The organism is Clostridium sp. DFI.1.208 (assembly GCF_024463855.1).
Lineage (GTDB): Bacteria > Bacillota_I > Bacilli_A > Erysipelotrichales > Erysipelotrichaceae > Clostridium_AQ.
The window spans coordinates 1-21962 of sequence record NZ_JANGCA010000015.1; the positions used below are offsets into that span (position 1 = coordinate 1).

Consider the following 21962-nt stretch of genomic DNA (forward strand, 5'->3'; position numbering starts at 1 on the left):
TTTTAACTATAGTTCTTTTCAACATATTTACATTCACAATTTCAAAGATCGAATACTATATTTTCAAGTATTTTATATTTCATACTTTTTCATAAATTACTACTTGACTTTAATATAGTTGTCTTTCTATTCATTTGTTCCATTTATACTACAAAAAGAAAAGAACCAAAATTATGGTTCCATTATCTTTCTTCCTTCAATTGCTTTAATCAGAGTTAATTCATCCGCATAGTCCAAATGTCCACCCATCGGAAGTCCATGGGCGATTCTTGTTACAGTAACCGGATATTTTTCCAGCAGCTTTGATAAATACAATGCTGTAGTTTCTCCTTCTACTGTTGGATTGGTTGCAATAATGATTTCTTTAGTTTCCTCACTGATTCTGTTTAAAAGAGAGTCTATATTGATGTCCTCTGGCAAAATACCTTTTGATGTTGAAATCACGCCATTTAACACATGGTATACTCCAGAATATTCTTTTGTTTTCTCCATTGCGATGACGTCCTTTGGACTTTGTACAACACAGATAATCTGACTGTTTCTACTTTGATCGCCACAAATATCGCATGTGTCCTCTTCTGATAAATTACCGCATACCGCGCATTTCTTTAAGCCCTCTTTGGCATTTTGAAATGCATGAATCCAAGAGTCCATAGTTTCATCATCCCATTCGAGCGTTTGAAATGCATAGCGCTCTGCAGTTTTTATTCCTACACCCGGCAGTCTCCGATAGCATTCAACGAGTGCTTCAAACTTCTTAGGATACATTAGAAGCCACCTGGCATTTTCACTCCGCCTGTAATCTGATTCATATTTTTTTCTTTATCCTCAACTGCTTTTGCGAATGCATCGTTCAAAGCAGACTTTAGCATTTCCTCCAAATCCTCTTTGTTATCCACTTCCAGCAGACTTTCATCAATCGAGATACTTTCTACAGACATATTTCCTTTTACCTCTACTTTGATTACGCCACCGCCCATTGTTGTTTCATACACTTTTTCGTTTAATTCATCTTCAAGCTTTGTAAGCTCCTTTTGCATCTTCTGTGCCTGTTTTAATAATCCTTGCATATTCATAATTTTATTCCTCCGTTATTATTATGTTTTCCTGACCGAATAAATCCAATACAGCTTCTTCCTGTGTTAATTCCTTTATTTCTTTTTTTTCGATTGTTACAGCATCTATTTGTATAGGATCCGGCAGTGTGCCGGCAATCATACGGTCTTTAAATTCTTTGATAACATACTTCTGCTGATCAACAGAAATAGCAAATATTTTTTTATTTCTTTCCATCAATTCTGTTATGAAATCATGAAATTCATTTTTACTGTCCATCTCATTTATTTCATTTGCTACTGCCTGATTATCAACACATACGACAATATAGGTTTTACCACTACCTACGATACTTGCGTTTTTCAAAAGACTTCCATACTTGGCATATTTAAAATCAAGCATGAATTCAGGGATTCTCTGAAAATGTTGACTATCCTTTGCTTTCTCTGGCTTATTTGCTCCAGCAAGAAGTCCAAGAACAAACTCATTATCCAATGGCTTTAGTGCTTTTGCTGGAATCATTTCAGCATTCTTACTTATCGTATTCTCCTGTATATGAGGGGCTGCAGTCTGTATTGGTTCAGGTGTATCAAATACTGGTGTATCATACGGTATAAATGGCTCATCATCTATAGGAATATCCAGTACTGGCTTTTTCTTTAATGTTTCACGTGAAACATTATTATCTGCTTTCGCAGGTTTCTGTTCTGGTAAAGCTGCATTGTTAAACTGCTGTTTTACTGGTTGTGAGGAAGCTGACACTACTGTTGCCTGTACATCTAGCATTTGCAGTAAGCAGACCTCAAAATAAGATCCAACGTTAGCAGCACTACGATACTTATCATATGTTTCCATAAGAAGATGAATCATTTGAAATCTTTCCGCAATGGATTTTCCTTCAATTAAAGTCAAAACCTCTTCACTATTTAGATTATGTAACAAAGAGGCATCCTTTGTATATTCAAAAATAATGCTCTCTTTTAATATTTCAATAAGATCAACTGTTAATCTTTTGATATCGATTCCCTTTTCAATGAGCTGATCAATCTGATTCAATAGAGATATAGCATCTTTGCCATAGATATAACGATATAAATCTAATTTTTCCTGAATAGTTGTAATACCGTAAATTTCATTTATATGCTGAACCTGAATATCGTTTTGTGCATAGGCAATACACTGATCTAGGATTGATAAGGCATCACGCAGCCCACCATCTGCCAGCTGAGCGATAATCCGAATCACTTCTTCTTCACACGTAATCTGCTCTTTATCCAGAATTGTATGAATTCTCTGTATAATTTCTTCTCTTGGCACCTTTGTAAAATCAAATCGCTGGCAACGTGAAATTATTGTCGGCAGTACTTTATGCGGTTCTGTCGTAGCCAAAATGAAAATGACATGCTCCGGTGGTTCCTCAATTGTTTTTAACAGTGCATTGAATGCACCTGTTGACATCATATGAACCTCATCAATAATATAAATTTTAAATTTACCCTTTAAAGGTGCATACTTAACTTTTTCAATCAGTGTACGTACTTCTTCAACACCATTATTACTGGCAGCATCTATCTCAATGATATCCGGATGGCTGCCATCCTGTACCGCTTTACAGTTATCACATTCCAGACATGGCTTATGATCCGGATTCTCACAGTTTATAGTTTTTGCAAAAATCTTTGCAATTGATGTTTTCCCTGTACCACGGGGACCGCAGAACAAATAAGCATGAGCAATCTTGTGCTGTTCCACCGCATGCTGCAAGGTTTGTACTACGTGCTTTTGTCCAGCTACTTCATCAAAACTATTTGGACGATAAGTACGATATAACGCTTTATATGCCATACTTCACCTGCTTTCTCCACTGTCAATTATATCATGCTGACAATGAATTTTACATAAGAAAAGCAAATACTTTTCCTTCCATACAGTATTTGCTTTTATTTCTTTTTTAATCTTTTTTCTTTAAAGAAATCCTTCAAGAGCCGTGCACATTCATTCTGAAGAACACCTGATGTAACATCCGGATAATGATTATATCCCGGCTGCTCATACATATGGAGGGTACTCTCAATACTTCCACCCTTTGGATCAGCAGCACCATAGATAACAGTTTTTATCCGCGATTGCAGGATAGCACCAGCACACATGCAGCAGGGTTCTAAGGTAACATACAGTTCACAATCCTCAAGGCGCCAGCTGCCAATCTTTTTACATGCTTTTTGAATTGCAATAATTTCAGCATGGTTAATTGATTGCTGCCTTGTCTCTCTCAGATTATGACCTCTCGCTATAATTTTATCATCCTTAACAATAACGCACCCAATAGGTACTTCATCTAATTTTCTAGCCTTTTCTGCTTCTTTTAAAGCAGCCCGCATATATTCTTCCTTCATAAATTACCTCAAATATAAAAAAGGGCTACCACACATGATAGAGCTCCCTTAAGGCTGCTTTATTCCCAATCTGACCTAATTCAGTAGATATCATTGTAGTAGCTTATATATTATAGCATATTCTCTATTTTTTTCAACTGTTAATTTTCTTTCACATATTTCATTAAAACACATATTTGTAAAGTATTGGTAAAAGACAAATTTCTTGATTATATAAATATCAGTACAATAAAGAAAATCTCGTTTTATTATTTGGTGGTATTACTAAATACAAACTATACTAATTCAAGTACATAAAAACATGAATCGCATAAAATAACTTTTTCTTCCTTCATTAAAGATGTTTTCACTTCCATAAAAAAAACATTAAACATAGTCATAGAGTCATGATATACACTGACCTCTTTGCATTTCCTTAATTGTTTCACGTGAAACATAAAATTCCTATAAAAACTGGCATAACCATTTGCATTGACATGACCAGTTATCCAGCTATTTAGATATTAATGCAAATCAGAGGGTCATTATAATTATGGATGTTAATAAAAAAACACGATAAATAAAGGCTTTATGAGCATTTAATCCAGTATTAAAACAAGCAGTTTTCAAAGCAAAAAAAGGGTGAATTTCATATAAAATCACCCTTTTCTATACACTTAGTTCTTTGGCATTAAAATTTTTGTACCACCCATATAAGGCTGCAATTTTTCAGGAATATTCACACTTCCATCCTTATTCAAATTATTCTCTAAAAATGCAATCAACATACGTGGTGGAGCAACAACTGTATTATTTAACGTATGAGCAAAATATTTTCCATTCTCACCCTTAACACGAATACCAAGACGTCTTGCCTGAGCATCGGTCAAATTAGAACAGCTACCCACTTCAAAATATTTTTTCTGACGAGGACTCCATGCCTCAACATCAACAGACTTGTTTTTAAGATCGGCTAAATCACCTGAGCAGCACTCTAAGGTTCTTACTGGAATATCTAAACTCCTGAATAGATCAACGGTATTCGTATACAGCTTTACAAACCAGTCAGCGCTTTCCTCCGGCTTGCAGACAACAATCATTTCCTGTTTCTCAAACTGATGAATACGGTAGACACCTCTCTCTTCGATACCGTGCGCACCTTTTTCCTTACGGAAGCAAGGTGAATAGCTCGTATAGGTATAAGGAAGCTTTTTCTCATCCAGAATCGTATCAATGAACTTTCCAATCATGGAATGCTCACTGGTTCCAATCAGGTACAAGTCCTCTCCCTCAATCTTATACATCATTCCCTCCATCTCCGCAAAGCTCATGACACCTGTAACAACATTACTGCGGATCATGAACGGAGGAACAACATATGTAAATCCTCGATCAATCATAAAATCACGTGCATATGAAATAACAGCAGAATGCAAACGAGCAATATCTCCCATCAGATAATAGAATCCGTTTCCTGCAACCTTTCTAGCACTATCCAAATCAATACCATCGAATCTTTCCATAATTTCAGTATGGTATGGTATCTCAAAATTCGGAATCAAAGGTTCTCCATATTTTTGCAGCTCAACATTTTCTGAATCATCCTTACCAACTGGTACAGTCGGATGGATGATATTTGGAATCTGCATCATCATTTCCTTAATTTTTTCAGCAAGTTCAGCTTCCTTGATCTCTGTTTCCTTCATTTCATCAGCCATGGCCTGAACCTTAGCTTTTATGGCATTTGCTTCATCCTTTAAGCCCTTTGCCATCAATCCGCCAATTTCCTTACTCATAGCATTTCTTTTGCTACGCAGTTCATCTCCTCTTTGCTTCAGAGACCGATTCTCCTTATCCATAGCAATCACTTTATCAACAAGCTCAATCTTGTGATCCTGAAATTTTTTCTTGATGTTTTCTTTAACAATTTCAGGATTTTCGCGTAAAAATTTCATATCAAGCATAATCATAACCTCCTAGAATATAAAAAAGAGGTATGTCCATAAAGGGACGATACCTCGTGTTGCCACCCTTTTTGATATATCTATATAGATATACCCACTCATAGCTATAACGGTGCTACCGTAATCAACTACTCATAGTTCATTGATTCACTCAAAGGCGGATTTCATAAGCAGCTATTATAACTCACACCAACCGTTATATCTCTGAAAGTAGTCTGCTTTATTACTTGACCTTTTCAACGTTTTATTATTTTATATCATTCTTCTACAGGATTGTCAATTATCTCTTCTGCATTTTCCTCATTGTTTTCTGAAGTGTCACCGACAACTTCATCTTCGGGCTCTTCTTCCTTTTCAACGATAGCTACCTTGGCAACAGACTCCTCATCTGCGACATTGATCAGCTTAACTCCCTGTGTATTACGGCTGTAAATACCAATATCCCCAACAGAGATACGGATAATAATACCGGAATCTGTAACAATCATAGCATCCTCATCACCATTTACAGCGCGAACAGATACCAGCTCACCGGTTTTATTGGTAACATTGATCGTCTTAACACCCTTCGCTCCACGTGTTGTCAATCGATATTCTTCAATTGCTGTACGCTTACCGTAGCCATTCTCACTAACAGCCAGCAGATGCGTTCCCTCTTTTGAAGTAGCGGCTCCAACAACGATAGAGCCATCCACATTAAAGCCCTTCACACCACTTGCTGTACGTCCCATAGCACGGATATCATCCTCATGGAATCGCACTGCCTTACCATTGGAACCGGCAATTATAATTTCATCATCTCCGGTAGTTTCCTTCACTCCGACCAGCTCATCAAATTCGCGAAGCGTAATAGCTATTTTTCCATTCTGTCGAATGGAATCGAATTCACTCATCGGTGTACGTTTCACCAGACCGTTCTTTGTAACGAACAGCAGGAAGGAGGATTCACTATCCGGACGAACAGGAACAAGTGCACGCACTTTCTCTTCCTTATCCAGATTTAACAGATTCACAACCGGAAGACCCTTTGCCGTTCTTCCTGAATTCGGTACCTTATATCCTTTGATTCGGTAAACCTTGCCAAGATTGGTGAACAGCATCAGATAGTCGTGCGTGGACATCGTAATCAGCAGATCAACAATATCATCCTCATTTACAGACATCCCCTTTACACCGCGACCTCCACGGTTCTGTGTACGGTAGGTGTCAGTCGGCATACGTTTGATATAACCGTTTGTTGTCATCGTGATAACAACATCCTCAACAGGAATCAGGTCCTCATCCTGCATATCATAATCAGCTTCACTTATTTCAGTACGACGCTCGTCACCGAAGCGGCTTTTAACCTCTGTCAGCTCATCACGGATAATAGCAAGAACACGGTCATGATTTGCAAGAATATCACGCAAATCGGCAATCGTAGCCATCAGCTCACGATATTCATTTTCAATCTTATCGCGCTCCAACCCTGTCAATCGGCGTAAACGCATTTCCAGAATTGCATTTGCCTGAATCTCTGTCAGCTTAAACTGCTCCATCAGACCTGCTCGTGCCTCTGCATCATTCTGACTGGAACGTATCAGATGAATAATTTCATCTATGTGATCCAAAGCAATGCGCAGACCTTCCAATATATGAGCTCGATCCTCGGCTTTTTTCAATTCAAATTTTGTACGGCGCACCGTTACATCGATTTGGTGATTCACATAATGCTGCAGTGCCTCACGAATACCCATCTGCTTCGGTGTTTTCTCTACCAGTGCAAGCATATTGACACCGAAGGAGGTCTGTAGCTGTGTCATACGATACAGCTGATTCAGTATGACATCCGGCTGAGCATCCTTACGCAGCTCGATGACGATACGAATTCCTTCACGGTTTGATTCATCATTCAGATAGGTGATACCTTCAATCTGCTTTTCTCTTACCAAATCCGCAATTTTAGTAATCAGATTCGCCTTATTTACCTGATAAGGGATTTCAGTCACAACAATTCTTGTCTTACCGTTCCCCATATCCTCCAGATGATGCTTACTGCGCACCATGATGGAGCCGCGACCTGTTTCAAAGGCCTGACGAATTCCGGCTCTTCCCAGAATAATACCACCGGTTGGAAAATCAGGACCCTTGATATAATTGTCCATCAGCTCCACGACAGAAATCTCCGGATTATCCATAATGGCAAAGGTCGCATCGATTGTCTCTGTTAGATTATGCGGCGGTATATTGGTCGCCATACCTACAGCAATACCGACAGAACCATTTACCAGCAGATTCGGAAATCTGGCAGGAAGCACAGCCGGCTCAGTTTCCTCGTTATCATAGTTGGGTATGAAGTCAACCGTATCCTTGTTGATATCCTTCATCATTTCCATAGCAATCTTGGACATACGAGCTTCGGTATAACGCATTGCCGCAGCACCGTCACCATCCATGGAACCGAAGTTTCCATGTCCCTGTACAAGCATGTAACGATAGCTGAAATCCTGTGCCATACGAACCATGGCATCATATACAGCCGTATCACCATGCGGGTGATACTTACCGATTACTTCACCAACGATACGCGCTGATTTTTTAAACGGCTTACTCGCTACGATTCCCAACTCATTCATCGCATGCAGAATACGGCGATGAACAGGCTTCATTCCATCACGAACATCAGGCAGTGCACGATCTACGATTACAGACATTGAATAGTCCAGAAAGGAGGTTTTCATTTCTTTTGAAATATCTACCTGAATCAGTTTTTCCTTGTTTAAATCCATGTTCCTTTACACCTCCTTAGATATCCAGTGTCGCATAGATTGCATTTTCCTGAATAAAGTCACGTCTTGGCTCAACCTCTTCGCCCATCAGCATCTCAAAGATACTGTCAGCTTCCATAGCATCATCGATATTTACCTGCTTCAGCGTACGGAAAGCAGGATCCATGGTTGTCTCCCACAACTGCTCCGGATTCATTTCTCCCAGACCTTTATATCGCTGTACGTTTACATTCTCCCCCATAGAAGCACGTACCGTTTCCACTTCCTCTTCTTTATATACGTATTCTACGCGGTTTCCCTTGGCAACCTTGAACAATGGAGGCATGGCGATATATACATAGCCACCCTCGATGATCGGGCGCAGATAACGGTAGAAGAAGGTCAGCATCAGTGTACAAATATGCGCACCATCGACATCGGCATCGGTCATGATGATAATTTTATGATAACGCAGCTTACTGACATCCATTTCCTCTCCGATCCCGCAGCCAAACGCTGTAATCATAGAGCGGATTTCATTATTTTCAAAGATTCTCTGTAAACGCGCCTTCTCAACGTTCAAAATTTTACCACGCAGTGGCAGAATTGCCTGAAACTTGGAATTTCTTCCCTGCTTTGCACTTCCGCCGGCGGAATCACCCTCGACGATATAGATTTCACATTCCGAGGCATCCTTACTGGAACAATCCGCAAGCTTGCCTGGCAGCGATGTGATTTCCAGGGCAGATTTTCTTCTTGTCAGCTCTCTTGCCTTTTTTGCCGCAAGACGCGCCTTACTTGCAAGAATCGCTTTATCTACAATAATCTTTGCTGTTTCCGGATTTTCCATGAAGAAGCGATCCAGCTGTTCGCCCAGAATACTGGAAACGATTTTTCGTACCTCTGAGTTTCCCAGCTTGGTCTTTGTCTGCCCTTCATATTGCGGATCCGGATGCTTTACCGAGATAATCGCCGTTAAACCTTCACGTACGTCATCCCCGGCCAGTGTCTCGTCTTTTTTTATCATTCCCTGCTCTCTCGCATAGGCGTTGATAATTCTTGTCAGAGCGAGTCGGAAGCCGTCCTCATGCGTTCCGCCCTCCATCGTGTTAATGTTATTACAGAAGGAATAGATGCTAGGAATGTAACCATCGTTATACTGCATGGCGATTTCCGCAAGAATACCATCCTCGATCCCTTCCACATACACAACCTCTTCATGCAGCGGTGTTTTATTTTTATTCAGATATTCCACATACTGGCGGATACCGCCATCGTATTTATACTCAATACGCTTCACGTCCGCTTCCCGCTCATCACAAAGCACCAGACGGATGCTTTTATTCAAAAAGGCGAGCTGACGGATACGGGCATTTAAGGTATCGAAATCATATTCCTGTGTTTCCTGAAAAATTTCAGGATCTGCCTTGAAGCGCACAATAGAGCCATGCTTTCCGCTGTCATTGATGATTTTCAAAGGTCCTGTTGCCTTTCCACCATCTTCAAATCGAAGGAAATACTCATGTCCGTTCTGATGTACGTTAACCTCCAGCCATTCACTTAATGCATTTACAACACTGGCACCGACACCATGCAGACCTCCGGATACCTTATAGGCACCACCGCCGAATTTACCTCCGGCATGCAGTACGGTAAAAATCGTCTCCACACCGGATATTCCAGTCTTTTCAACGATTCCCGTCGGCATTCCTCGTCCGTTATCCTCTACCCGGATTATGTTATTTTTTTCAATCGTTATTTCAATATCTGTAGCGAATCCGGCAAGAGCCTCATCGATCGAGTTATCAACGATTTCCCAGACAAGGTGATGAAGACCTCTCTCACTGGTAGAACCGATATACATACCAGGTCGTTTCCGTACAGCTTCCAGTCCTTCCAGGACCTGAATATCATCAGCCGTATAAGAATGATCAACCTTATCTTCCATTTCTTCGATTTCTTTCATCTGATTCTCATCCATAGTTCATCCTCCTAACATCTCTCGATTGTACCGTTGTTCACATTCCACAACGTGACTCTGCGATCACTTTTCATATCGTCAAGCTCCACAACATCTGTCGTGGATATAAAAATCTGCACCTCTTTCGGCAGAGATTTTAACAATTCTTTCTTCCGGTAGCTGTCCAGCTCCGAAAACACATCATCCAGCAAAAGCACCGGATATTCCTGTATGATTTCATGAATCATATGAATCATACCGATTTTCAATGCCAGCAGAACACTTCGCTTCTGTCCCTGGGAAGCAAAGCTGACAAGTTCGCGGCCATTCATTTCAAAGATAAAATCCTCTTTATGAATACCGGCAGTCGTCTGTTTCAACAGCAGATCACGCTCCTGATGCTTCTGATACTTTTTCAGCAGGGCTTCCTTCAGCTCCTCTTCCCTGTCGGAAAAGGGTACACAGCTGAGATAGCGAACCGTGATATCCGTATCGTCATTGGAAAGCTGACGGTAAAACGTCCTGCATTTTTCCAACAGCTCCTCCAGAAAGAAATGCCGCTGCTTCATGATGACAACGGATGCATCTACCAGTTGGGCGGTCAAGACCTCCAGATACGAGCGGTCCACCCGTTCCTGCTTCAGATATGCATTCCGCTCTTTTAAGAGCCGTGAAGCGACATAAAGCGTCGATACATACTTCTTACTTATCTTACTCAGTTCCATGTCCACAAAGCGTCTTCTGACGCGAGGAGAGGCCTGAAACAGATTCATATCATCCGGGCAAAACATCACGGAGTTAAATTCCCCGATAAAATCACTAACGCGATTCACGGGATTCTGATAAATAAAAAGATTTTTTCCCTTTTCATTTACTGCAACACGAATTTCCTCCGTTTTCTGTTCCTTTGCAATCAAGGCTTTAATAAAGAAGGCCTCTTCACCTTCTTTGATTAGATCTTTATCTTCACTGGTTCGATGGGATCTGGTCGTTGACAAATAAAGAATAGATTCCAGCAGGTTGGTCTTTCCCTGCGCATTCTTCCCTGTCAGAATATGGATACCGTCAGAAAAGCTGACATTTACATCTGCATAGTTGCGAAAATCATGAAGACGAAGTGTTTCCAATCTCATGACAAAGTAAATACACTGCCCTCAATTTCGATGACATCGCCTGCATACAGCTTGCGTCCTCTGCGATTTTCCTGTTCTCTATTCACTTTGATTGCCAGGGCTTTCACCGCAAATTTTGCTTCACCGCCGCTTTGGATAAAATCCGTCATTTTAAGCAGCTGACCTAATGTTATGTATTCACCGGTTATCTTTATATCCATTATAAAACCTCTTTCACATTCTTATATATTATATCATATTTAAAGGCTTTTTTGTTAGTTTTTCCTATGGTTTTCAAACTTTTCTGCATCATTTTACACATGTAATTTTATTCGTTTTTCAAACGTTGCGCTCGTGCCGTTAAAAAGGTCTACTTTTGTTAAAAAACATAGAAAAAGCAGCAGGGCTTTCACCGTGCTGCCAGATAGGCTAAGCGTAGGTTCTGACAGGAAGAACAAGCTGCAGAACGTTATCGTCATCTACTGATTTGATAATAAACGGCTTCATTTCTCCACATAGGCGGAAGGTCACCAGACTGCCGCTCAATGCTTTGATCGCATCGAACACATACCTTCCATTGCAGCTGATTTCCAGAGAGCTTCCAGTAAAGCTGGCACTGCTTAAAACCTCAGTGGAGGAGCCGACCTCTACGGATTTGCTGGATAACACGCATTCCTGCTCACTCAGACTGAATTTAATTACCGATACACCGTCATTCTTAATGAAGCTGGCACGATCAATGGCATTGAGAAGATCGCGAGAATCAATCGTCAGCTCATAGTCAAATTGCAAAGGAATCAATCGGCTTGTTTCCGGATATACGCCATCAATCAGACGCGTCTGGACAATCGTGTCATGGATGATAAACTGCGCCTTTTTGTCATTGACGGCAATTTCTACCTCTCCTTCCCCTTCCAGTGTTTTAACAACCTCAGATAGGGATTTTGCAGGAATGGTAATATTAAAGTTCAGGGATTCCTTGATATCGATGGTTTTCTTCGCAAGTCGATAGGAATCGGTAGCAACACAGTTCAGGGTGTTACCTTCACAGTGAAAATTCACACCGGTCAATACCGGACGGGTTTCTTTGTCACTTGTCGCAAAGCTGGTCTGCAAAATGACTTTTTTCAATGTTTCTTCTTTTAATGCAAAGCATTCCTTCGGCTTGGAGAAGTCGATTGCCGGATATTCATTTGCACGCATTCCGTTAATACGAAATTCTGCTGTGTTGCCGCTGATTTTTGTCAGAGAACCGTCAATCATTTCAAACTCGATTTCATCTGCATCAATCTTACGTACGATTTCCAGAATATACTTGGCTTCAATAACGATCGATCCCATATCACGAATTTCAAGTACGCATTCTTCTGATTTTGTCAGCTTTGTCTGAATGGATACATCGGAATCACTTCCGGTTAAAATCAGACAGTCTTCTTTTGCGTCGATTTTAATACCGGAGAACGCAGGAAGTGGTGAAAACGTAGAGATGGCACGGGATGCCACAGATAGTGCATTGTAGAATTCTTTTTTAGACACCTTAAAGTACATGGGTGATGCTCCCTTCTTTTATTTTTTATAAGTAAATAAACAATAATAAGTATGTGGAAAGTGTGGAAAAGATAAGAAAACACTTTGAACATAGGCTTATTTTAACAAATTTTGCTGTGGATGAAAAGTTGAAACGTGTGGATATCTTACCTATTTTATCCCCAGATTACGTTCAATCTGCATGACTGCCTGCTGAAAGGTTTCTTTTTCCTTCAACAGCTTCATCATTTTTTCATAAGAGGACATGATCGTGGAATGGTCACGATTTCCAAATTCAAAACCGATTTTGGCAAACGGCATTTCCAGATGTGTTCTGCATAGATAAATTGCGATATGTCGTGCATTGGCGATATTTTTTGTTCTCGATTTTGATTCAATCTGAGTTCTGGTCAGACCATAATATTCGCATACCGCATTCTTAATTCTCTTCGGCGTTAATTCATCCTCCTGTTTGACAACGATTGGATTTTCTTTAAATATCTCTTTCGCAAAAGTGATATCGATACGCTCCGGATTGTATAATATTGCTTTGAAGAACAGCTCATTGAGTGTTCCCTCCAGTTTTCTGACATCACTCGCAAAGCGGGTTGCCAGATAATCGAGAACCTCGTCATCAATCATGATTTCATCGCTGCGGCCTTCCATCTTCTTCTGCAGTATAGCTTTCGCAGTTTCGAATTCCGGAGAGCCTACCGATACGGATAAACCACTGGAGAAACGTGAAATCAGACGGTTTTCAATCCCCTTTAGCTCCGTGGGATGAATATCACTGGTAATGACGATCTGTTTGTTGTCGGAAATCAGCTTGTTATACATATTGAAAAAGATTTCCTGCGAGGTGCTCTGCTTCAGACGCTGAATATCATCGATCAGCAGATAGTCTACCGAACAGATCATCTCTTTAACGTCCTCAACCGTCTTGTTTTTCATCGCCTCAATCAGCAGCGTGACGAAATCCTCACTATAAATGTACAAAACCTTTTCATCCGGCTTATTTGCCTTAACATAATTTCCGATGGCATGCAGCAGATGGGTTTTTCCCAGTCCGGAATTTCCGAATATAAACAGCGGGTTGTTGAATTTTCCGGGATAATAGCATACGGATAATGCCGCTGCGTGAGCCTCCCGGTTGTTTTTTCCTACGACGAAGCTGTCGAAGGTATACTCTTTTTTTACTTTGTCTTCAAATAAGATTTCATTTCTTCTTTTAATGACAGATGATGGCTGAAGCATATCCACTTCGCTCTTTAGCAGGATCTGACAGGAGACTTTCATATCCAGTACATCAGATAGCTTTTGCTGAATCAGATCAATGGAATCCATCATAATCTGCTTGTTGATCTTATAAGGAACAACAATGGTCGCAAAATCATCCTCTATATCAAAGAGATGAGAATCTTCTTTATACCATGCGTTGAATACGGCATCATCAAAATGCGCACTTTCATTTATGAGCTGAAGTGTCTTCTGCCAGATCTGCTCAAGCTGTACCTTGGCAAAATTAGACATAAACGACTCCTTTTTCATGCACCTTATATTTTACTATAGATTGTGGAAAAATACCACGGCTATTCTGATTAAGATGAAGGGATTCAAAGAGAGCGATGAAAAGTGCCGTGTTTCAAGGAGAAAATGGAAATTATTTGTGTATAGCAGGAAAAGCATCGCAGTGATGATAGTTTTCCACCGGATAGGAGTCATGTTCTGAAGAATGTCCAGTGGATTTTATTTTCACACTGCTGTTATCCACAGGAAAACATCCTAAAAACAGGATAAATAAAGGAGTTTCTCCACTTTCCACAGCTTTCCATATGGAAAACATGGGGAAAAATAGGGTGTGGAATATATGATTCTGTGGAAAAGTGGAAAACAAGTATTGTCACTCTCCACTTTTCCATCCTTCTACACTGATCAGAAATACGATAAACAAAGGAGATGTAAAGCTTTTCTACAGTTTCCACACATGGTGGAAAACGATTGGTTTTATCATTGTGGAAGAAGCGTGGAAAACCAGTCGGCATTGTGAGGTTTTCGGATATTCGCTGATTCATGCTGTAAATTGCTTTGCAGCGTCAAGTTTTCCACCGGTTGGAGGGTGAATTGTTGAAAACTCTTTGAATAATAGAAAACTTCAGTAATTTGCAATGCGGAATTGTATTCTTTTTTATCTTCCTATATAATGAAAAGGATAAATACATAGGAAGTGATAATATGAATTGGTTTGAAAAAAGTACAAAACGCACGATTCAGCACCGTCTAGGCTCAACCTATCAGATGAGTCTGCTGCTGGAACTGTTTCTGGCGCTGCTTTCCTTTGTTTTAATTGCGGATAAGATTTCTTCCTTATCTGTGTTCTTTGGAATTCTCGCTGTACTTGTAGCGGCAAGAATTATCTTTCTTTATGCAGTCATGTCGCTGCGTATGGAAACCAGAATTGTTTACGGTATTATGCTGCTGCTTCAGGCGCTGATCTCCACCATTTTATTTTTTCATGCAAGTATCTTTATATTTGTAGTGGTTTCAACCTTTATTGTGCTGCTGTTCCCTATTTTTACACATGTCTTCTGTCGAAAAATGGCATGGATTGACAAATAAACGTATTTTCAAATATTTTTAACGAATTATTGACTTTGACAGAGTTTTTATGTATAATTTTAAAGCAATGCTCAATTTGTATAAAATGATAAAGAAGAAGTGGAGGTGGCTCTTGTGAAAAGAACATATCAACCGAGCAAAAGAAAACACCAGAAAACTCATGGATTCAGAGCCCGTATGGCTACAGTAGGAGGACGTAAAGTATTAGCGCGTCGTCGTGCCAAAGGTAGAAAAGTGTTATCAGCATAAAAAATCACCCTGTGGTGATTTTTTTTCGCTTTGTAAAAAGTAAAGGCTTCCCCTGTTTCAGGTGCTTTCCTGTCGTACGTTATTGCTTTTTCCCCTGATTTAGGCTATGATTAAGCGTATGATGCTGTGAAAGCGTATAGCAGGCAGATAACAGCATCAGGGAAGCGGAAGACAGAAAGGAAGAACTGCATGAAAAAGGAATATCGTGTGAAAAAAAGCCAGGAATTCGCCGAAATCATGAATTACAAAAAATTTTACACCTGTCCTTCCTTTGCTATTTATGTGAAGCCGCGAAAAGAAGATCATGCAAGAGTAGGAATTTCCGTTGGCAAGAAAATGGGAAAAGCAGTTGTACGTAATAAAATCAAGCGTCAGGTACGCATGATGGTACAGGATATTTACAGTTTTGAAGAGAAATTTGATACGATTATACTCGTTCGCGTTAAATATCATGAAGAAAATTATATAAACAACAAAAAACTCTTGGAAAGATTGGTTAAAAAAGTTAAAATATAAAGGTAGGCAAACTTAGCGAGGAGACAAAAAGATGAAAGATTTTTTTAGAAGCAAAAAGAAGTTTCTTCTGGTCGTTATGCTGATGGTCGTCACACTGACCGGATGTAGTGTTCCACGTGGGCAGAATGGTAAGACATATGTCAATTCTATTTACACGAACAATGACGTTCAGGTGAAGCGCGGAGAAGTTGACATTCCAGACGATAAAGAACTTCAAAAGAAGTATAAGGATTATAAGGCAGATGATCTGATTACAATCGAAAAAACAACGTTCTCTGATGCAATGGATGAAGGATGGTTCAATGGGCTGATCGTATGGCCGATTGCTTTCCTGATCAACTTTGTAGCAGATTTCAGTGATGCAGGTATCGGTATCATTGCAGCAACCTTCCTGATTCAGCTGCTGATCTTCCTGTTCTCAATCAAATCACAGGTAGCATCACAGCGTATGCAGGCAATTCAGCCGGAAATGAATAAGATTCAGGCGAAATATGCAGGCAAAACCGATGACCGCTCCAAGATGCAGCAGGCACAGGAAATGCAGGCGCTCTACAGCAAATACAAAATCAATCCGTTTGGAACACTGCTGGTAACGTTTATACAGTTCCCGGTAATTCTGGGGATGTATCAGGCGACTATGCGTGCGTACAGCGTGGTTACCGGTTCCTTCCAGGGAATCAACCTGGCTAAGACGCCGATCGAAGGCTTCAATCTAGGAAATTACTGGTATGTTGTCATCTTTGTTCTGATGGTAGCCTTCCAGCTGTTGTCTTTCAAGATGCCGCAGTGGCTGCAGGAACACAGAAAGAAAAAGATGCATGTCAAAGAGAAAAAATATGCAGAGCCTAAGAAAAAGGGCGGAAATGGTATGATGGGCTCCATGAACATGATGATGTACATGAGTACCGGTATGATTGCCATCTTCGCAATCAACTGGCCGCTGGGTATGTCCTTCTACTGGCTGGTAAACTCTCTTGCTAGAGTTATCCAAAATATTGTAATCCACAAATTCTTTATCAAAGATTAGGAGGATAACAGGATGAAATCGTATACTGGCAAAAATCTGGAAGATGTATTGAAGCAGGCTGCTGAGGATAAGGGAGTAAGTGTTGAAGAGCTCACTTATAATGTAACGGAGGAAACCTCAGGTTTTCTGGGACTTGGCAGCAAAACAACCATTACGGCTTACTGTAGAAATGATATTCGGGAATTCATGAAAGCATATCTGCAGACCTATTTCCAAGGTATTCATATGGAGGTCTCCATTGATGTAGTGGATGACGGTGAATATTTCCGTGTTAATCTGGATGCTGAGAACAACGCGATTCTGATTGGAAAGAACGGACAGACATTACAGGCAATCAATACCGTCCTGAAGTCTGCTTCTTCCAGTGAATTTAAGCGCCGGATCGGTGTACTGATTGATATCAACGGATATAAGGAAGAGAAATATCAGAAAGTATGTTCATTGGCTCTTCGGGTTGCGAAAAGCGTACAACGGACAAAAACTGATGCAACACTGGATCCTATGCCGGCCGATGAAAGAAAGGCTATTCACAACTACTTAGCCAATATGAAGCATATTGCTACTGTTAGTGAAGGGGAAGGTAATCAGCGACGTCTGAAAATCGTTTACAGCGAAGATAATGCATAAAATCAGGGAGTCATGCAAGACAGCATGGCTCCCTTTCCATATGCGAAATTTGTCGAATACGTGTTATTTTATTAAAAGAAAAGAGGATGAGTATGGAAGTATATAAAAAAGAGGCTGCTGATCTTGTAGAACAGCTTCTTACATTGCGCAAGCAGGGAAGACCGGAGGATATTCTTAAAAGGGCTTCCCGATTACTGGAAATTGCGCAGCTTCATCAGGATTCCTACTACACTGCAGCAGCATTGTATTTTCAGGCATACTATGAGTTTTCAAAAGGGAATTATAAGGAATGCCTTCAGCACTGCTTTCAGAGTGAGGAATACTGTGAAAAGAATGACTATCTGAAAATTCTTGCTTACATACACAACCTTCAGGGAATCGTTTATTCTGATCTGGGAGATTTTCTCACCTCCCTGCATTTTCTTCTCAAAGCCTATTACCTAACAATGGATCATCCGGAGTTTGAATATCATTATGCGATTATCAACAATCTGGGAACTTTATTTCATGAGATAGATTGTGAAGAAAAGGGGATTGAATACTTTATCCGGGCATTTCAGGAACGTAGAAAGCTGCATCTGGAATTTTCGCTGCATGACGGTATCATCCTGACGAATATTTTGATGGTATATATGAAAATGAATCGGGCGGCAGAGGCAGCACCCTGGTATGAAACCTTTTTGCGCTATTTCAAAGATGATGATCATGTCGTACTGACAGAGAATAAAATTATGATACGTATATTTGAATTATGGCACAGGAAGGATATAGAAAAAATTAAGCAGCAGCTATATGATTTTCTGGAGGTAGCTTCCCATACCTCTGATTATAAGAATACAGTGAGAAATTATATGGATTGTATTCAAATCTGCATATCATTAAAACTAAAGGATCAGGCTTATCTGCTGTTTCGCAATCTTGAAAAAATGGAATCACAGCATCCAAGCTCTATTAACTCTGCAAGGCTTGCGGATATCAAGGTGGAGCTGGCAATGCAATTTTGTTCAAAGGAAGAATTATTTCTCCATCTGCTGGAGGCCTATCGTTTGAACAGAAAAGCCAGAGAACAGGAGAAGCGCAATAATCTGCAAAGCATGATGAATAAAATGGATTTGGAAAATGCACTTTATGAACAGCATATTATCCTGCAGCGCAATGAAGAGCTCCTTCGCAGCAACAAGCTGGATCCCTTTACCGAGGTATTGAACAAAACAGCCTTTCGTAACCATGTGCTGGATGCAATCCGCGAAAAGCGTCCAGAGGAAAAGGGGGCCTTCTTTATTTTGGATATTGATAATTTCAAAATTATCAATGATACCTGCGGTCATCTGGTTGGTGATCAGGTGATCGTGCAGGTTGCTGCCAATCTTCAAAATAATTTGAGAGAGGATGATCTCGTTGGCAGAATTGGTGGTGATGAATTCTGTATGTACCTGAATCATATTTCCCGCATTGAGGATATAGAAAAAAATGCTTTGCGTATTATTGACAATATACGCAATTTAAATATCAGCAAGCTGCAGAAACAGCTGACAGTCAGTATGGGAATCTGTGTCGTAGATACAGAAAAGGATTTTGAAGATATCTTTATGAAAGCAGATCATGCACTGTATGAAGCGAAAGCAAACGGACGTGATCAGTTTGTAGTCTATAAAAATGATTATTTCAGTCAGATTATGCAGAAAAAGGAAAAGCGCAAGGACCGCCACGAGGTCACCGTCAATGACATTCTGCCAAAGGTATTTGAAATGCTGAATGTGTTTGATAAACGGGACGAGCTACTGGAGCAGACAATGGAATTCATCTGTCGTTCTATGAATGTAAAAAACATATTTCTGCTTCGCTTTGAAAATGAAGCATATACTATGGGCAGAGTGTATATATATGATTTGGAAAAGAAGAAGGCATCCAAGCATGTTCACATACAGACAGATCCAATTTATCTGAAGGTCTTTGATGACAGACATCTCTATTATCAGAATCAGATCAATGTTAACGAAATTCAGTATGTAAATGAATATGAATATTATCACATTCAGGCTACCATGCAGCATCAGATTTTGTATGATCATAAAATGATTGGTGTACTTGGTATGAATGATCGAAGAGTACATGAATGGAATGAAGATGATTTATCGCTGCTCCGTAATCTCTCCTATGCATTTGCGACCTATCTGATTGCGATTGAATAAACGATAAGAATTGTATTTCGGTATTGTTTTAAAGACCGGAACGCAATTCTTTTTGCTGGCGCAGATATAAAGATTTTACTATATATGAAAATTTGAAGTAAACAGTAGCATGGAAATCAGATAATATAAGAATCGTCTCATAGAAAAAGTGTTAAACTTAAAAATCATATGGTATACTGTTAATACTAATCAAAGGAGATTGATTCTAATTGCAGTTTTCTTATATGAAATAAAACAGAAACAGGGTGAAAAATATGCTTGCTAGTGAACGTCAAATAATAATATTGAAGAAATTGGAGAAATCGGGTGTCGTATATCTAAAGCAGTTAAGTGAAGAGTTGCATGCTTCCATATGTACCATACGCAGAGATTTTGAAAAATTGGAAAAAGAAAACAAATGCCGGAGAGTGCATGGTGGGGCGGTTCGCGTTAAATTCAATAACCGTCTTTATGAAAGCACAGATATTCATATGGATAACCGTATGGATATGGTGCCGGAAATCAAACGCCGATTGTGCCGAAAAAGTGCTGAGCTGGTGGAAGAAAATGATTGTATATTTATTGATGGCGGGACTACCTTTATGTATATGTGTGAATATCTGGAAGGGAAGAACGTAACGATTGTAACACACAGTGATTTAATCAGAGCAAAAGATGATTCTACACTTTCTATATTTGTCATTGGTGGAGAGAACAGCACGTTTTATAAGATGAATCTCGGCCCACTCGCTATCAAGGGACTGCATTCTTTCAATTTTGATAAAGCGTTTATTGGCTGTGCAGGAATGAGTGTAGAAAATTTAAATGTATTTACTTCTGAAGTAGGTACAGCACAGATAAAGGAAGAAGCGATAAAAAAATCACAGGAGGTCTATCTGGTAATGGACTCCAGTAAATTGAATATTTACGGGTTTTATAGTTTTGCCAATCTTGACAGCTTCAACGGTCTTATTACGGAGGAAATCAGCGATGCTCTGAATACTGATGCAGCTTTAATCATAGCGGATAAGGAATAGATAAGTAGGATAATTTTAAATCTCATAGATATCTGTTAGATATAACAGCAGAGAAAATCAGTGATGCTTCATTTGATATAGCTGGTTTAAAATAGTTATACAGAGATTTCAAATCAGTATGAAATATAATACATAGAGGGTATATATTTCTAGTGATATGATTTTCCTTATTCAGCATGTAAAAAGAAGAGAGAATAATTTTCTGGATGATTGCCGCAGATTTATGAATGTCCGGATATAAATAAGTAAAAATGTGGATGGACTAACCTTCCGCTTTTTATCATGTTTGATAACTTTAAGAAATCATAATTTGCGAAATTTTAACTGTGATAGTAATCGCAATAAAGATTTGTATTTACAGATTATTAAATACATGTAATCATAGCTTTGCACTTTTCCTTACTATTATTGAAGTTCCACTGAATTGTCTGAACTACTATGCTCAACCTTATGGAGAATCCCAAAATCTTAAATTAAGTCACAGGCAGCGATTAAAAGAATAAAGAAACTTTACTCTATCTGTGAATTATTTGAAATTGAAATCCGCTAATGATAACGGGACCTTTTTCACATTTTAATGAAGGGATAATTAACATATCTTTAGTTTTTCCAATATTTTTTTCAACATGTTTGAAAAGTATCTTTTTCAGCTGCGTTCATGCTATGAGGGAGTAGGATTTATACTGTTATTCCCTTTACAAGTGAACCCTTTACTGCCATTTTTTGTTAGAAGAGTCAGGTTACTGTTCACCAATTAACAGTGCTGATAGCATATGATGTAATATCATTTATATGTATAGTACGTTCTTTCGTAGTTTATAAATACCCTTTCATTTGATATTTTTATGAAACTTTCTTATGGGCATATATCGATTTTCATACCAATGAGTAGTTACAAAAATATTGTCTAATAATCAAAAACTATCAATATTCATTTACAACTGTGATAGATATTGATAGAATTAAATCATAAGAGGT

At 39.3% G+C, this 21962-nt stretch carries 18 protein-coding genes, 1 other RNA gene and 1 other annotated feature; of the genes, 7 read left to right on the top strand and 12 right to left on the bottom strand.

Going from position 1 to position 21962, the window contains the following annotated elements; genetic code table 11:
• Positions 1 to 171 precede the first annotated feature (171 nt).
• From recR to dnaA, 12 genes are all read right to left on the bottom strand, one after another.
• Complete coding sequence (gene recR / locus NE665_RS09490; RefSeq protein ID WP_178759782.1) at positions 172 to 768, bottom strand: recombination mediator RecR; 597 nt, start codon at positions 766 to 768, stop codon at positions 172 to 174.
• Positions 768 to 1076, bottom strand: a complete 309-nt coding sequence (locus tag NE665_RS09495; protein ID WP_117444738.1) for a YbaB/EbfC family nucleoid-associated protein — start codon at positions 1074 to 1076, stop codon at positions 768 to 770. The genes recR and NE665_RS09495 overlap by 1 nt, the downstream gene beginning before the upstream one ends.
• 4 nt (positions 1077 to 1080) lie before the next feature.
• Entirely contained in the window at positions 1081 to 2901 is a 1821-nt protein-coding gene (gene dnaX, locus NE665_RS09500; protein ID WP_117444737.1) for a DNA polymerase III subunit gamma/tau, read from the bottom strand.
• 95 nt (positions 2902 to 2996) lie between these two features.
• Complete coding sequence (gene tadA / locus NE665_RS09505; protein ID WP_117444736.1) at positions 2997 to 3452, bottom strand: tRNA adenosine(34) deaminase TadA; 456 nt, start codon at positions 3450 to 3452, stop codon at positions 2997 to 2999.
• Between the two features lie 12 nt (positions 3453 to 3464).
• An RNA gene (gene ffs, locus NE665_RS09510) (signal recognition particle sRNA small type) lies at positions 3465 to 3562 on the bottom strand.
• Positions 3563 to 4108: 546 nt separating this feature from the next.
• A complete protein-coding gene (gene serS, locus NE665_RS09515; RefSeq protein ID WP_178759783.1) occupies positions 4109 to 5395 on the bottom strand; it encodes a serine--tRNA ligase in 1287 nt (428 codons plus the stop codon).
• A 39-nt stretch (positions 5396 to 5434) separates the two neighbouring features.
• Positions 5435 to 5644, bottom strand: a binding site (T-box leader).
• Positions 5645 to 5652: 8 nt separating this feature from the next.
• Positions 5653 to 8163 (bottom strand): DNA gyrase subunit A, encoded by a 2511-nt coding sequence (gene gyrA / locus NE665_RS09520; RefSeq protein ID WP_117444734.1) that lies wholly within the window; start codon positions 8161 to 8163, stop codon positions 5653 to 5655.
• A 16-nt stretch (positions 8164 to 8179) separates the two neighbouring features.
• Positions 8180 to 10090 (bottom strand): DNA topoisomerase (ATP-hydrolyzing) subunit B, encoded by a 1911-nt coding sequence (gene gyrB / locus NE665_RS09525; protein WP_233104652.1) that lies wholly within the window; start codon positions 10088 to 10090, stop codon positions 8180 to 8182.
• Positions 10091 to 10134: 44 nt separating this feature from the next.
• Positions 10135 to 11235, bottom strand: coding sequence for a DNA replication/repair protein RecF (recF, locus tag NE665_RS09530; RefSeq protein WP_117444732.1), 1101 nt, complete (start codon positions 11233 to 11235; stop codon positions 10135 to 10137).
• The gene (gene yaaA, locus NE665_RS09535; protein ID WP_117444731.1) at positions 11232 to 11435 is read right to left on the bottom strand and encodes a S4 domain-containing protein YaaA; all 204 of its coding nucleotides are present in this window, start codon (positions 11433 to 11435) and stop codon (positions 11232 to 11234) included. Before yaaA ends, recF begins: the two co-directional genes overlap by 4 nt.
• Positions 11436 to 11643: 208 nt before the next feature.
• Positions 11644 to 12762: a DNA polymerase III subunit beta gene (dnaN, locus tag NE665_RS09540; protein WP_117444730.1), complete on the bottom strand. Its 1119-nt coding sequence runs from the start codon at positions 12760 to 12762 to the stop codon at positions 11644 to 11646.
• 150 nt (positions 12763 to 12912) lie between these two features.
• Positions 12913 to 14271 (bottom strand): chromosomal replication initiator protein DnaA, encoded by a 1359-nt coding sequence (gene dnaA, locus NE665_RS09545; RefSeq protein ID WP_117444729.1) that lies wholly within the window; start codon positions 14269 to 14271, stop codon positions 12913 to 12915.
• Between the two features lie 702 nt (positions 14272 to 14973).
• On the opposite strand from dnaA, the gene NE665_RS09550 reads away from it, so the two are divergent.
• The 7 genes from NE665_RS09550 (at position 14974) to NE665_RS09580 (ending at position 20984) form a co-directional block, all read left to right on the top strand.
• Entirely contained in the window at positions 14974 to 15357 is a 384-nt protein-coding gene (locus NE665_RS09550; RefSeq protein ID WP_118654635.1) for a hypothetical protein, read from the top strand.
• Positions 15358 to 15471: 114 nt separating this feature from the next.
• Positions 15472 to 15606 carry a 50S ribosomal protein L34 gene (rpmH, locus tag NE665_RS09555; RefSeq protein ID WP_009274359.1) on the top strand — a complete coding sequence of 45 codons (135 nt, stop codon included), beginning with the start codon at positions 15472 to 15474 and terminating at the stop codon, positions 15604 to 15606.
• A gap of 189 nt (positions 15607 to 15795) precedes the next feature.
• The gene (rnpA, locus tag NE665_RS09560) at positions 15796 to 16122 is read left to right on the top strand and encodes a ribonuclease P protein component (RefSeq protein ID WP_002606676.1); all 327 of its coding nucleotides are present in this window, start codon (positions 15796 to 15798) and stop codon (positions 16120 to 16122) included.
• Between the two features lie 31 nt (positions 16123 to 16153).
• Positions 16154 to 17149 (top strand): YidC/Oxa1 family membrane protein insertase, encoded by a 996-nt coding sequence (locus tag NE665_RS09565; protein ID WP_117444728.1) that lies wholly within the window; start codon positions 16154 to 16156, stop codon positions 17147 to 17149.
• Positions 17150 to 17161: 12 nt separating this feature from the next.
• Positions 17162 to 17776 (top strand): R3H domain-containing nucleic acid-binding protein, encoded by a 615-nt coding sequence (locus NE665_RS09570; protein ID WP_008816046.1) that lies wholly within the window; start codon positions 17162 to 17164, stop codon positions 17774 to 17776.
• A gap of 92 nt (positions 17777 to 17868) precedes the next feature.
• Positions 17869 to 19968, top strand: coding sequence for a diguanylate cyclase (locus NE665_RS09575; protein ID WP_008816047.1), 2100 nt, complete (start codon positions 17869 to 17871; stop codon positions 19966 to 19968).
• 254 nt (positions 19969 to 20222) lie between these two features.
• A complete protein-coding gene (locus tag NE665_RS09580; protein ID WP_008816048.1) occupies positions 20223 to 20984 on the top strand; it encodes a DeoR family transcriptional regulator in 762 nt (253 codons plus the stop codon).
• Positions 20985 to 21962 lie beyond the last annotated feature (978 nt).

Coding starts and splice junctions, on each gene's coding strand:
- recF (WP_117444732.1), bottom strand. CDS start 11,235: ATGAGATTGGAAACACTTCGTCTTCATGATTTTCGCAACTATGCAGAT.
- NE665_RS09565 (WP_117444728.1), top strand. CDS start 16,154: ATGAAAGATTTTTTTAGAAGCAAAAAGAAGTTTCTTCTGGTCGTTATG.
- dnaX (WP_117444737.1), bottom strand. CDS start 2,901: ATGGCATATAAAGCGTTATATCGTACTTATCGTCCAAATAGTTTTGAT.
- gyrB (WP_233104652.1), bottom strand. CDS start 10,090: ATGGAAGATAAGGTTGATCATTCTTATACGGCTGATGATATTCAGGTC.
- NE665_RS09575 (WP_008816047.1), top strand. CDS start 17,869: ATGGAAGTATATAAAAAAGAGGCTGCTGATCTTGTAGAACAGCTTCTT.
- NE665_RS09580 (WP_008816048.1), top strand. CDS start 20,223: ATGCTTGCTAGTGAACGTCAAATAATAATATTGAAGAAATTGGAGAAA.
- yaaA (WP_117444731.1), bottom strand. CDS start 11,435: ATGGATATAAAGATAACCGGTGAATACATAACATTAGGTCAGCTGCTT.
- NE665_RS09570 (WP_008816046.1), top strand. CDS start 17,162: ATGAAATCGTATACTGGCAAAAATCTGGAAGATGTATTGAAGCAGGCT.
- recR (WP_178759782.1), bottom strand. CDS start 768: ATGTATCCTAAGAAGTTTGAAGCACTCGTTGAATGCTATCGGAGACTG.
- NE665_RS09550 (WP_118654635.1), top strand. CDS start 14,974: ATGAATTGGTTTGAAAAAAGTACAAAACGCACGATTCAGCACCGTCTA.
- dnaA (WP_117444729.1), bottom strand. CDS start 14,271: ATGTCTAATTTTGCCAAGGTACAGCTTGAGCAGATCTGGCAGAAGACA.
- rnpA (WP_002606676.1), top strand. CDS start 15,796: ATGAAAAAGGAATATCGTGTGAAAAAAAGCCAGGAATTCGCCGAAATC.
- gyrA (WP_117444734.1), bottom strand. CDS start 8,163: ATGGATTTAAACAAGGAAAAACTGATTCAGGTAGATATTTCAAAAGAA.
- tadA (WP_117444736.1), bottom strand. CDS start 3,452: ATGAAGGAAGAATATATGCGGGCTGCTTTAAAAGAAGCAGAAAAGGCT.
- dnaN (WP_117444730.1), bottom strand. CDS start 12,762: ATGTACTTTAAGGTGTCTAAAAAAGAATTCTACAATGCACTATCTGTG.
- NE665_RS09495 (WP_117444738.1), bottom strand. CDS start 1,076: ATGAATATGCAAGGATTATTAAAACAGGCACAGAAGATGCAAAAGGAG.
- serS (WP_178759783.1), bottom strand. CDS start 5,395: ATGCTTGATATGAAATTTTTACGCGAAAATCCTGAAATTGTTAAAGAA.